Genomic DNA, 12864 nt, shown 5'->3' on the forward strand with positions numbered 1-12864 from the left:
TGCCCGGACGGGTTTCGATCAAGCCTTGTGGCGGCGGCTGACAACAAATTGCAAAGCATCCGGCAGGAATGCAAGGCTGTCGGCCTCGAACTCGTCGTAGGCCGCATGCAGCTCGACGATCGCTCCGGCGAGCGGGTTCGGCTGGCGCGCACGCCGCCGGCTCATGCCGTCCAGCGCCATGCCGACGTTCGCCGGTTCACGGTAGGACGCGAGCCAGTCCTGGTCACGCATGCGTGACAGTACCAGCGCGAAGTCCGGCGGCAGCTCGGCTGCGCGACCGAGCGCCTCGTCGTAGAGCCGTGCCGTGAAGTGGGGCAGCGGCTGCGGATGCAGGCGCGCCCAGTGCCGAGCGAGGAAATGGTCGTAGAACAAATCGACCAGAATGCCGGCGTAGCGGCGCCGCTCGGCGCTGACCCGCGCCCGACTGGCGCGAAACGCCGGGTGCGCTTCGGCCCACACGTCGATCGCACGGTGCAAGGCAACGCCGGCAGCCAGATCCGGCGGCAGCGCACCGGGCAAGGGCCCTTTGACGAAGTCGCCGGCGAGCCCGCCGATGCGGTCGGCCGCGCTTTCGCCGGCAAGCCAAGCGTGTGCGAGGTAGTTCACAAGAAGCTCGGAAGCGGGGACATCACGCGAGCGTGCGCGCGGTCGAGAGGTTTGCGCAAACCCTGCCTGAGCAGATGCGGGTTGTTACAGGTCAAGGCATGCATGCGCGCAGCTGGTTAGCGTGGCCGGACGCGCTGCGGGCGCTACCGCCATCGCAGCGGCGAACCGGGGGAGAGGGATGATGGGACTGGGGAATACGGAACGGCAGTTCGGGCCGGTGGCCCGCGCATTGCATTGGTGGAGTGCGCTGCTGGTGATCGGCGCCATCGCGCTGATCGAAACCAAGGGCTGGTTCGAAAAGGGCAGTGATACGCGCGCCTTGCTCGGCCTGCTGCACATGCAGGCCGGGGCCTTGATCCTGCTGCTGACGGTGCCGCGCATCGTATGGCGCTTCACACAGCCCTTGCCGCGCATCACACCCGCACCGCCCGCGTGGCAGGACGGCCTCGCGCATCTGATGCATTTCGTCTTCTACGCGGTGCTGATTGCGTTGCCGATCAGTGGTGTGCTGATGAAGCAGGCACACGGTGACAGTCTGACGCTGCTGGGCTTGAGCCTGCCTGCGCTGATCGCGCCGGATGCCGGCCTGCGCGAGAACCTGCATGAGCTGCACGAACTGCTGGGCAACGCCATGATCGCGCTGATCGTCGCCCATGTCGCCGCGGCCGTGGTGCATCACCGCGTTCAGCGCGACGACACCCTGACACGCATGCTGCCGGGAAAAGGCTGAAAGCCCGTGCATTTCGGCCAAAGGATTTGCGCGCAGATGCCGTAAAGTCCCTTTGTTACGAATTACGCGCAAACTCCCCCCGACATGATCAACCGCGTCGAACTGCATTCGGCCTGGAATGCTTTGGTTCAGGCCTGGCGCCCCGTGTGGCAGGCAAGCCACGACATGGCGCGCTGGCACGCCTTCGCGACGCAGTGCGAGCGGCTGACGCAGCTCGCACATGCGGGGGAGCTGGCGGCGGTCGAATCGGCGATGGCACCGCTGATGGATCTGCTCGGCGCGCTGCGCAGCCCGGGGGATGCGGAGAAGGCGCGTGTTGATCAGTTGCTGCCCGGCGTATTTGCGGCCGTGCGCTCGGCACTGGCCGATCGGGCCCGCCAGCCGGAGCGGGTACCGGGCGAGGACAACCTGCCGCTGGTCGTGATGCTCGCGCACGATGTTCAGGCGCATGGCGACCTCGCGCAGCAGATGGAGCACTACGGCTACAGCTTCAAGGTGTTCAACCAGTACCGGCACGGCGTGCGCTACGCGGCAATGAACCGCGCCGTGGCCGTCATCGCCGAGCTCACTGGCGATCTCGATGCCGAAACCACGGCCGTCGTCGGCGAGATGAACCGCTGCAACCTGAAGTGGTTCGCACTGTCGCCCGAGGGCAGTTTCAACATCCGGCTGCAAGCGGTGCGTCATGACGCACAGGGTTTCTTCGTCGCGCCGCTGTCGGTCACCACGCTGGTCGATGCCGTCGACCCGCTGGCCTTCGAGTACAAGGACGAGCCCTACCGGGTGCTTACCCTCGACGATTCGCCGACCGTGCTCGCCACCGTCGAACGCATCCTCGGCCAGTTCCCCAACATCCATGTGCGCGGCCTGCGCGAGCCCTCGCGCATCCTCGAAACCCTGATGGATTTCGCGCCGGACGTGCTGTTGCTGGACTTCCACATGGACGGTTGTACCGGCCTTGAGGTGGCACGCATCATCCGCCAGAACAAGTCCTTCGAATCGATCCCGATCGCCTTCCTGACCAGCGAGACGAGCGAATCGATCCAGCAGGAGGCGATGCGTCAGGGCGGTGACGACTTCCTGACCAAGCCGATCTCGGCCGCGCAGCTGGTGAACGCGGTGGTGAGCAAGGCCGAGCGCTACCGCGGCCTGCGCCGCCTGATGGTTGAAGACAGCCTGACCGGCCTCTACAACCATGTGAAGACCAAGACGCTGCTGCAGCAAACCCTGCTGCTGGCCGACCGGCAGGGTGTGCCGGTGAGCTACGCGATTCTCGACATCGACCACTTCAAGCAGGTGAATGACACCTACGGCCACACCACCGGCGACAAGGTGATCAAGTCACTCGCGCGCTACCTGCGACTGCGCATGCGGCGCTCGGACGTGGTCGGTCGCTACGGCGGTGAAGAGTTCGTCGTGGTGCTGTTCGACAGCACGCCGGAAGACGCACTGGAACGCGTGGAAGCGCTGCGGCGCGGCTTCAGCGGCATCTTCCATCAGACCGATCAGGGCCTCTTCGCGGCCACCTTCAGCGCCGGCATCGCCCACTTCCCGGCCTACGCGACAATGATGGAACTGATGGTCGCTGCGGACGACGCGCTCTACGCCTCCAAACGCGCCGGCCGCAACCGCTGCACGCTGGCCGAGCGCAGCATCCCGGACTGACACCTTGCACGGCGCCGCCGCGCAGGCGGCGCCCGATTCTTGGGCCAGCCCTCAAGCGATGATCAGGCCGGCCGCACCGGCGCCATCACCAGCGCATCGCCCTGCAGCACCGGCTTGCCGCCCACGCTGCACACGCAATCAAGCTCGATGCGGTTCTTGTCGCGGTCAACCGACTTCACCGTGACACTAGCGGTCACGGTATCGCCCAGCTTCACTGGGCGCCGGAAACGCAGCGACTGGCCCAGATACACCGTGCCGGGCCCCGGCAGATGGTTACCGAGCAGCGCGGAGATCAGGCTCGCCGTCAGCATGCCGTGCACGATGCGGGCGCCGACTTGCGGTGTGGCAGCGTAGTCGGCGTCGAGGTGCACCGGGTTGGTATCGGTGGACACCTCCGCAAAGGCGCGCACGTCGGCGTCGGTGAAAGTCTTGCTAAGGCTGGCAGATTCACCGACGGCGATCTCGTCGAGGTAACGCGGGGCGGACGGGGTGGCACTCATGCGGAACTCCGGCTTGATGGGATTCGGATTCTGGATTGTGCGCAGGTATGCGTGACAACGCGTCGCTGCAGATCAAGGCAATGGCGCGGGTCGCGCGGGCAGGCCGACGCGGATGCGCTGCGAAAAGTCGGGTGCTGCACCGGCCTCGCGCGCGCGTGCCGTGATGTCGCTGCGCTGGCGTAGTTCGGCCAGCGGCATCGTGGTGTTGATCACCTTCTCTTCGTAAGCGAGTTCATCGAGATGCCCGTTGGCGAGAATGCGCCAGTCGGTCAGTTTGCTGATTCCGAACACATGCTTGACGTTCTTGAAGATCACCGTCGTACAGTTGCCGGTCAGCGCGTTGTACCAGGCGGGGTACGCGGCCAGTGCGTTGAATTCCTCGACATAGCCTTCCAGCAGCGCGCGCGCGGCGGCCGGCGAGGTGCCGAGCCGGTACAGGCGGATCTGCTCGTTGCGGTGATTGGTACGCACACCAAGCACATCGCGCTCGTCGGCGACGACGTAGTACAACTCGAACTGGCGGAAGAAGCCGAGCACGGCGGAATACGCCTCGCCCTTTTCCTTGCGTGTCTCGATCGACACCGCGAGTGGCGGCGCGTCATCGAACTCCCACACCATGATCGTGTGGCCGTACTGTGTCGGGCCCCAGAAGCTGATGGCCAGATCCAGCCCGCGCAGCTTCGTCAGATCGTAGCGGCGGGTCTCCCAGTGCGGCTCGAAGTCCGTATCGCTGCTGCGATAGGCAAAGTTGCGCACATTGCGCACAGTGAGGATGTTGCCTTCGATCGTCGCGGTGGGAGGGTTCGCCACGTCGGGCAGCCAGTCGCGCTGATTGCTCGCCGGAATCGCCAACCACCACGTCAGCACCACCGCAAACGCGATGATCGCGGCCAGCGCGCCGCGGCGGAAGGGGCGTATCCGCAGCAACAGCGCGATCACGCCACCGGCGTACAGGCCGCAGAGCCCGGCGGCCAGCGGGCGCGACGTGGGGCCGTCAATCCACAGGGCAGCGACGGCCCACAGGCTGACGAGAACGGCCACCAGGCCGAGCAGGAAGCGTGCGATCGGGCGCATGCAGAATCTCCGGAGGGGAACGCGGCGAGGTTAGCCGCTTGGCGAGCACTTGTCTGCACTACGTCATGACAAGCCGCAGCCGCTTGCCCACAATGCGAGCCAAACCCGATCAAGGACACGCATGTACTCACGCGCACTGCTGGCAGCCTTCGCGCTGCTCGCGACGCAGGCATTCGCTGCGCCCTCGTCCGGCCTCGCCACGCTCTTCAAGCCTGCGAGCGCTGCGCCCGCGGCACCGGCGCCAGCGGGCGCAGTCGACCCGGCTTCCATCGAAGCCCGCCTGAAAGCGGCACAAGCCGCGCTGGCACGCGCCGACAACCCGACGGACGAGGACGACGCCGCGCCGCCGGGCACGCCAGCGGAAGAAATCGCCGCGCGGCGCTTCCAGTTGCAGACACAGGTGTCGGCCTACGCGCTGCAGCTCGACATGGTTCGCCGCGCCGCGGCGGTGCGTGCTCGTGCCGAGGTCATGAGTGGGTCAGACGCGCTCGGAGAATTCGAACCACTCGGTGAGCCCCCCTATTCGGTGGTGCTGGTGGACCGCCTGCGGCAACAGCTGCAAACCATCGCGCTATCGATCGATTCCATCGAAGCGCAGCAGCGGCTGGTTGCGAAGGAACGCGAGAACGCGGCCAACGACAACAAGGCGGCCGAGCTGACAACCCGCCAGAGCGTCGAAGCGCTGGAGAAGAACCGCGAGCCGGCGCGCGCCGCGCGGCTGCGCTGGCTGTGGCAACTGGCCACGCTGCGCGCACACAGCGCCGGCGCGACGCTGCGCGCCCTTCAGCAACAGGAGGCAGTGCTGGCCGATGAACTCGCGCAGGCCAACACTGTATTCCGCGAAGTCGAAGCGCGCGTTGCCCTCACGGAAAACAAGATCCGCTTCAACGCCGCCGACCGCGAGGCCTTGCTTGCACGCCTGGCAGAGCGCCGCGCCGCGCTGGAAACCGAGCTGGCCAACGCACGCAGCGAGGCTGCCGCGCGCGACAAGGCGCTGGCTCAGCGCCGGCAGCAGCGCGACGCACGCCAGGCCGGTGTCGAAGCCGCCACCACCGCACTGGAGGCGGCTCGCAGCGCACCGCAAGACGTGGCCGAACAGGTCGGCACCAAGGGCAAGCGCGACCACGCGCCCAGCATCGAGACGCTGGAGACCCAGCTCGCACAGCAGAAAGACACGCTGATACTCGCTCAGCGCCTGCTCGAACTCGAACAGGTCAGGGTCGCGACGGCGGGCGACAAGGTCGACGTGCTGACGCGGCTGATCGATTCGCAGAACTTCCAGCGCACGTTCTGGGAGCTGCGCTACGCCGCCGCCCAGCCGGGCGCCACGCCCGCCACGATGGAGGCGCTGCGCAAGGGGGTGCGCGAGCTGACCGAGCGCATCGACGAACCGAGCAAGACCTTGCGCCATGAACTGCAGCTGACGCTGGACCAGATCTCGGTGATCCAGGATCGCCTTGTCGGCGCCACGCCGGACGAAGCGGCCCTGATCCGCAGCGCGATCGAAACCATGCAGGAACGGGTGCAACTCGACCTGCGCGGCCTGTCGGAAGTCGGGCAACTGCATCTGATGGCGAGCCGCTGGAGCGAAGAGTTCGACCGCCAGTCCGCCGACCGCAGCGCGCAGGCGCGCGTCAACGCGATCCGCAAGGAAGTGACCGACATCGTCAGCGCGGTGTGGTCGTACGAATTCACCACAGTCGATGACACCGCCGTGGTGGACGGCCAGACGATCCCCACCAAGCGCGGCGTCACCGTCGGCAAGTTGCTGATCGCGCTGATCACGCTGTTTGCCGGCTTCTGGCTCGCGCGCCGGCTGGCCCGCATCATCAACCAGCGCATCCATGTCCGCTTCGACATTCCGCTGCAAACGCTCAACACCGCCAGCAACTGGCTGCTCTCCGGCGTGTTCGTGGTGCTGTTCCTGATCAGCCTTGCGATCGTGCGTATTCCGCTCACGGTATTTGCCTTCCTCGGCGGTGCGATCGCGATCGGCGCCGGCTTCGGCATGCAGACGCTGCTGAAGAACCTGATGAGCGGGCTGATGCTGCTGGTCGAGCGCCCCTTCAAGCTGGGCGACACGGTGGAAGTGGCGGGCAAACGCGGCACCGTCACCGACATCGGCGTGCGCGCCAGCACGATCCGCAACATCGACGGCATCGAAACGCTGGTACCGAACGCCAGCTTCATCGAGCAGGAAGTCACCAACTGGACCTACACCTCCGGCAAGGTGCGCTTCGCCGTGAAGATCGGCGTGGCCTACGGTTCGCCCGTGCGCCGCGTGGCCGAACTGCTGCTGGACGTGGCGCACCGCCACGGCAAGATCCTGAAGGAGCCGGAACCCGAGGTGCTGTTCGAGGACTTCGGCGCCGACGCGCTGAACTTCGGCCTCTACTTCTGGCTTGATCTGGACGCCGGAACCGCCGGGCGGATCGTCACCAGCGACGTGCGCTTCATGATCGACAAGGCTTTCGCCGAAGCCGGCATCGCGATCGCCTTCCCGCAGCGCGACATCCACCTCGACACCTCGCGCCCGCTCGAAGTCCGCCTGCTCGACGGCGCATCAAACGTGCGCCCTGCGACAAATTGACTCGCCTCAAGCCGCCCCAACAGCTACCGTGACAGGGCGGCGCGCAGCACCGCAGAATGCCTTTGTCGCCAGCGCGTAATCCGCCTGGCGATGCGTCCGTCGAGACCATGAATCAGGGCCGGCACATAGACCAGAGCCCGGGGGAGAAAACATGACTGCGCCACTGCGCTGCTCGCGCATCGAGGATTCGATCGATGCGCTGATCGACCGTGTCGGCAAGCACATCGTGATGGCGATGCCGCTCGGCATCGGCAAACCGAACGCATGGATCAACGCGCTGTATCGCCGCGCGAAGAGCGATCCGACCCTGAAGCTCAAGATCTTCACCGCGTTGTCGCTCGATCGGCCGCGCGGCAAGAGCGCGCTGGAGCAACGCTTCCTCGGGCCCTTCGTCGAGCGCGTGTTCGGCAACTACCCCGACATGGATTATTCGGTCGACGTCAAGCGTGGCGCACTGCCGCCGAACGTGGAGATCTGCGAGTTCTTCCTGAAGACCGGCGAATACCTCGGCAACGCCAACGCACAGTCGAACTACGTGTATTCGAACTACACCCATGCGGTGCGTGACGCACTGGCACAAGGCGTGAATGTGTTCGCGCAGGCGATTGCGGTGGAAGATACGCCGGACGGCCCGCGCTACTCGATGTCGTGCAACACCGATCTGACCATCGATGCGCTCGAACAGGCCAACCGCGACGGCACCCGCCACATGCACCTGATCGGCGTGGTGAATCGCGAACTGCCCTTCATGCCGAACGATGCGATCCTGCCCGAGGACGACATCTCTATCCTGGTCGACGACCCGGTCTCCACCCACACGATCTTCGCGCCGCCCAACATGAAGGTGGACGACCAGGACTACGGCATCGCGCTGTATTCAAGCAGTACCGTGAAGGACGGCGGCACCCTGCAGATTGGCATCGGCTCGCTCGGCGACGGCATCGCCCATGCGCTGATCCTGCGCGACCGCGACAACGCCACCTACCGCGCGATGCTCAAGGCGCTGGGTGGCCCGCTGCAGGCCGGCCACAACTACCAGGAGCCCTTCAAGGAAGGCCTCTACGGCTGCAGCGAGATGTTCGTCAATGGCTTCATGGAGCTGATCGATGCCGGCGTGATCCGCCGCGAGGTGTTCGACAACGTCGCGCTGCAAACGCTGCTGAACGACGGCAAGGTCGGCCTGATCCCGGACGAGCCCATGCTCGCCGCAATGCTCGACGCACGCGTGATCGGCTCGCCGCTGTCGCAGGCTGACTACGGCTTCATGCGCCACTTCGGCATCCTGCATGCCGATGTGCAGTTCGAGGATGGTGCGCTGGTGCGCGGCGCAGACCGCATCCCGGCCACGCCGGCCGACCCCGCCGTCCGCAAAGAGATCGCCGGCAAGATGCTCGGCGAACGCCTCATGCACGGGCGCCTGATGCACGGCGGCTTCTTCATCGGCCCGACACACTTCTACCAGCGCCTGCGCACGATGCCGCGTGAGCTGCTGGCCAAGATCAACATGACGCGCATCAGCTTCATCAACCAGGTGATGGGGCAGGAAAAGCTCGCCGCCACGCACCGCCGCGACGCGCGCTTCATCAACACCACGATGATGGTCACGCTGCTCGGCGCCGCGGTGTCGGACGGGCTCGACACTGGCAACCTCGTTTCCGGCGTCGGCGGCCAGTACAACTTCGTCGCGATGGGCCACACGCTGCCCGGTGCGCTGTCGATCCTGATGCTGCGCTCCTGGCGCATCGGCAAGGACGGCAAGCCGACCTCCAACGTCGTGTGGAACTACGGCCACGTCACGATCCCGCGCCATCTGCGCGACGTGTACATCACCGAATACGGCATCGCCGACGTGCGCGGCCAATCCGACGCCGACGTCATCAAGCGCCTGCTCGCGATCACCGATTCGCGCTTCCAGGACGAATTGCTCGCGCGCGCCAAGGCCAATGGAAAGATCGCGGCGGACTACCAGATCCCGCCCGAACAACGCCAGAACCTGCCGGAAGTGCTGTCGCAGCGCCTCGCCGAATTCCGCCAGCGCGGCCTGTTGCCCGACTTCCCCTTCGGTACGGATCTGGACGCCACCGAACTCGCGCTCGCCAAGGCGCTGATGAAACTCAAGGCGCAGCAAAAGACACCGCTCGCGCTGGTCGGCTCGCTGATCCGCGGCCTCTCCGCCAACCCGCGGCCCGAACTACTCGCGCGCATGGGGCTCGATCAGCCGAAGGATTTGAAGGAGAAGTTGATGCGGGCGCTGGTGGCGGGGAATCTGTAGGGCGGATCAGCGGCCCTTCGCGCCGTCCTTACCCATCAGCCCGCGCAAGGTCCGCGCCATCTCGCCGTTGCAGAGCTGCCGGTAGCGCTGCGACTCTTCGACCGAGTCGATGATGGCGTGCTCGCGATCCACCTGATGGAAGTTCGCTTCGAGCTGCGCCATCCAGCTGACGCGCGCACGTTCGAGCACCGTCTCGCGCAGCGCGGCCGGCTCGCCCATCCAGGGCGCAGCGCCGCCCTCTTGCTCGCGCAAGCTGTCTTCGACGAAGCGGGCAGTTTTTTCGAGCTGCGCGAGGTTGGCGGCAACATGGCGCTGCTCGTGCGCCAGCACTTCGTCGTAGCCGCACGTACCGGCCGGGAACTCGGTCGCGACGTACACCTGCTGGTTGAGGATCAGCTTCACCTCGATGCGTGAGCGGATACAGCTGCGCGCGCCATTGCGTTCGCGCAAGCCCTGGTAGCTCCAGCGCATGTCGTAGCGTTGCCGGACTTGCGTCAGCCCGACCACCACCTCACCGGCTTTCAGCGGCTGCTTGCGCAGCACGGCCAGTTCGGCAGCGCTGCGCGTCAGATCGAGCGGCGGTAGTTCCTGTTCGGTCAACACCCGGATCTCGACCGGCGGCAGGCGCGTTTCGCACAGCGCCGCGAAGGCGTCCGGGCCCCTCTGAGTGCCCTCGGCATGTGCAGCAAGCGCCGCAAAGCCGAGCAGTGACACCAGACAGGAAACGAGGGAACGGAAGGTTTGAAACACGGCGTGCATCGGCAGCGGCGGGACAACCATTCTGGCAGCCCCGCCAGTGCGATGCGAGCGCGTCAGCCGGCCTTCTTACGCTTCACAGCGGGCTTTTTCACGGCCAGCGCGCGCGAGGTGCCGGCGTTGAGCGGCTCGATGAACTGATTGTTGACCCAGCCTTCGACATCGGTGTTGCCGACCACTTCAACGCGGTTCCAGCGGTCGCCTGCTTCGAGCAGCACGAGCTCGGTGCCCTTCTTCAACGCGGGCGCCACGGTGGCGAACTCGGCACCGGCGCCGGCACGGATGTTGAGCGTGCTGGCGGTGACCCGGTAGCGCGGCAGGCTGTCGTCGGCACGGCCCTTGACCCGGCTGCGCAACGCTTCGAGCGGGAAGGCAGGGCCGGGGTCAGTCTTGCGGCCGCGCGCGATGTCTTCATGGCCGAGGATGTCTTCCAGCCCGTAGTGCGCGACCAGCAACTCGGCGAGCGCGAAGGCACGCTCGATCTGCACCGCGGTGTAGGCCTGCCAGGGCATCACCGGGCCGCCGTACTTGTGCGCCGCGATCACGACATCCGCTTTGTCGACCGGTTTGCCGAAGCTGGTCTGGAAGGCGTCACCCACCTGCCGCAGGCCGCCCGCGTTGTCCATCTCGATGCCGATCGAATGCTGGTTGAGGCCTACGATGCCGTTCCACTGGCTGACGCCGGCGTGCCAGGTGACGACGTTGAAGGGCGCGAGCTGGATGATGCTGCCATCGCGCGCCAGCACCACGTGTGCCGAGGCCTTGGCGGCCGGGTTGCAGAGCCAGTCAGCCGAGCTCTGCGCCGATGCGCCTCCGGTGAAATGCATGATCAGGAAGCGTGCGGTGAGCGCACCACCTCGGTTCGGTGTTTCCTGCTTGCGCACCTGATCGCCGGTCAACCAGTGGTTTCGGATGTCCATGATTTACCCCGTCCACGCGCGGCGATGGCCGCGTCCCAATCCTAGGGTTAGACGGTGCGCCCTGAAGAGTCAAACCCCCCAATGAAAAAGGGCGATGCGGTTACCCGCATCGCCCCTTGGCTCGCGCCGTGCGCGGCTTACTTCAGCCGCACCGGAATAAACAGGCGCTGGTTACCGCGCAGCACCAGCAGCGCGAAACGGTCGCCGGCGCTATCGAGCCGCGCGGTCATCTCCTGCATCGTCGTGACACGCTGGTTATTCACCGCGATGATCACATCGCCCTGACGTACGCCGGCCTTGGCGGCCGGGCCCGCTACGTCTTCCACCAGCAGGCCGCCCGGCACGCCGAGACGGCTGGCTTCGCGCGATTCGAGCTGACGCAGTGCGAGGCCGACCTTGCCGCTGGGCTTCTCGCCACCCTTGCCGGCCACCGGTTTGCTGCCTTCGCCCGGCATCTCGGCCAGCGTTGCCGTGAATTCGCGGCTGGCCTTGTTGCGCCACACCTGCAGCTTCACCTTGTCGCCCGGCTTCAGGTCGCCGATCACGCGTGGCAGATCGGTCGAATCCTTCACGTCCTGACCATTCACCGCGAGGATCACGTCGCCCGACTCGAGCCCTGCCTTCGCGGCGGGGCCGTCCGGCTCCACCTGCGAGACCAGCGCGCCCTTGGCCTTGTCGAGGCCGAAGGTCTGTGCAAGGTCGTCATCCATGCCCTGGATCAGCACGCCGAGACGGCCGCGCTGCACCTTGCCGTACTTCTGCAGCTGGTCGCGCACCTTCATCGCGGTGTCGATCGGAATCGCGAACGAGATGCCCATGAAGCCGCCCGAGCGCGAGTAGATCTGCGAGTTGATACCGATCACCTCGCCGTTCAGGTTGAACAGCGGGCCGCCGGAGTTACCGGGGTTGATCGCGACGTCAGTCTGGATGAAAGGCACATAGGTTTCGTCCGGCAGTCGGCGCGCCTTGGCCGAGATGATGCCGGCGGTCACCGTGTTGTCGAAGCCGAAGGGCGAACCGACCGCGATCACCCATTCGCCGACCTTGGCATGCTCTGCGTCACCGATCTTCACGGTCGGCAGGTTCTTCGCGTCGATCTTCAGCAGCGCCACGTCGGTGCGCTTGTCAACGCCGACCACCTTGGCCTTGAACTCGCGCTTGTCGGTCAGGCGTACGGTCACTTCGGTTGCGCCATCCACGACGTGGGCGTTGGTCAGCACATGGCCGTCGGGGCTCACGATGAAGCCGGAGCCGACGCCTTGCTGCACGCGCGGCTGGCCACCCTGCTGGCCGCCCTGGCCGGGCACCGGCACGCCGAAACGGCGCAGGAAGTCGTAGAACGGATCATCGGCAAACGGGTTTTCGCCGGCGGTTTCGCCGCCGGAGGCACGCACGCTGGAAACGGCGATGTTCACCACCGCCGGCCCGACCTGCTCGACCAGCGCCGAGAAATCGGGCAGGCCGGCACGTGCCGTGGCAGTGGCGGTGCTGCTCGCGGCGGCCACCGGGGCCGAGGCCAGCGCGCTGGCATGCGAGGTCGACACGCCGGGCCCTTCCTGCAGGCATCCGGCAAACGCCACCGCAGCCACACTGGCGAGCGCGAGCGAACGGGGTAGCGTCATCTTCATCTTTGCATCTCCGTATTGGAATGGAAGTGGGATTATCGATGCGACGCCGGCAAGCGCAATCCGGCCGCTTACATGGCATTACAAACTGGGGATGCCTGTTGCAATTTTCAAGCCGGCGCAGCG

10 protein-coding genes are annotated in these 12864 nt (G+C 66.1%); 4 read left to right on the plus strand and 6 right to left on the minus strand.

Translation table 11 applies throughout. The features are described from left to right. Positions 1–18: 18 nt before the first annotated feature. On the minus strand, positions 19–606 hold the full coding sequence (locus ACE3P0_RS06745; protein ID WP_374401152.1) for an ACP phosphodiesterase: 588 nt from the start codon (positions 604–606) through the stop codon (positions 19–21). 181 nt (positions 607–787) lie between these two features. Between ACE3P0_RS06745 and ACE3P0_RS06750 the strand changes: the two genes are divergently transcribed. Together ACE3P0_RS06750 and ACE3P0_RS06755 are read left to right on the plus strand one after the other, a co-directional pair. Next, the gene (locus tag ACE3P0_RS06750; protein WP_374401154.1) at positions 788–1336 is read left to right on the plus strand and encodes a cytochrome b; all 549 of its coding nucleotides are present in this window, start codon (positions 788–790) and stop codon (positions 1334–1336) included. Between the two features lie 84 nt (positions 1337–1420). Beyond that, entirely contained in the window at positions 1421–3001 is a 1581-nt protein-coding gene (locus ACE3P0_RS06755; protein WP_374401156.1) for a diguanylate cyclase, read from the plus strand. A 62-nt stretch (positions 3002–3063) separates the two neighbouring features. Here ACE3P0_RS06755 and ACE3P0_RS06760 read toward each other — a convergent pair whose 3' ends face one another. Beyond that, on the minus strand, positions 3064–3501 hold the full coding sequence (locus ACE3P0_RS06760; RefSeq protein WP_374401158.1) for a MaoC family dehydratase: 438 nt from the start codon (positions 3499–3501) through the stop codon (positions 3064–3066). A gap of 72 nt (positions 3502–3573) precedes the next feature. After that, the gene (locus ACE3P0_RS06765) at positions 3574–4575 is read right to left on the minus strand and encodes a DUF4105 domain-containing protein (protein WP_374401160.1); all 1002 of its coding nucleotides are present in this window, start codon (positions 4573–4575) and stop codon (positions 3574–3576) included. A 121-nt stretch (positions 4576–4696) separates the two neighbouring features. Here ACE3P0_RS06765 and ACE3P0_RS06770 point away from each other — a divergent pair, with 121 nt between their 5' ends. Both ACE3P0_RS06770 and ACE3P0_RS06775 read left to right on the plus strand, forming a co-directional pair. Next, entirely contained in the window at positions 4697–7165 is a 2469-nt protein-coding gene (locus ACE3P0_RS06770; protein ID WP_374401162.1) for a mechanosensitive ion channel domain-containing protein, read from the plus strand. A 151-nt stretch (positions 7166–7316) separates the two neighbouring features. Continuing rightward, on the plus strand, positions 7317–9437 hold the full coding sequence (locus ACE3P0_RS06775; protein ID WP_374401164.1) for an acetyl-CoA hydrolase/transferase C-terminal domain-containing protein: 2121 nt from the start codon (positions 7317–7319) through the stop codon (positions 9435–9437). A 6-nt stretch (positions 9438–9443) separates the two neighbouring features. Here ACE3P0_RS06775 and ACE3P0_RS06780 read toward each other — a convergent pair whose 3' ends face one another. The 3 genes from ACE3P0_RS06780 to ACE3P0_RS06790 form a co-directional block, all read right to left on the minus strand. Then, positions 9444–10217 (minus strand): hypothetical protein, encoded by a 774-nt coding sequence (locus tag ACE3P0_RS06780; protein WP_374401166.1) that lies wholly within the window; start codon positions 10215–10217, stop codon positions 9444–9446. 32 nt (positions 10218–10249) lie between these two features. Further along, entirely contained in the window at positions 10250–11113 is an 864-nt protein-coding gene (locus ACE3P0_RS06785) for an N-acetylmuramoyl-L-alanine amidase (RefSeq protein ID WP_374401168.1), read from the minus strand. A 137-nt stretch (positions 11114–11250) separates the two neighbouring features. Then, complete coding sequence (locus ACE3P0_RS06790) at positions 11251–12741, minus strand: DegQ family serine endoprotease (protein WP_374401170.1); 1491 nt, start codon at positions 12739–12741, stop codon at positions 11251–11253. Positions 12742–12864 lie beyond the last annotated feature (123 nt).

It is taken from the genome of Niveibacterium sp., from assembly GCF_041909475.1.
Lineage (GTDB): Bacteria > Pseudomonadota > Gammaproteobacteria > Burkholderiales > Rhodocyclaceae > Niveibacterium.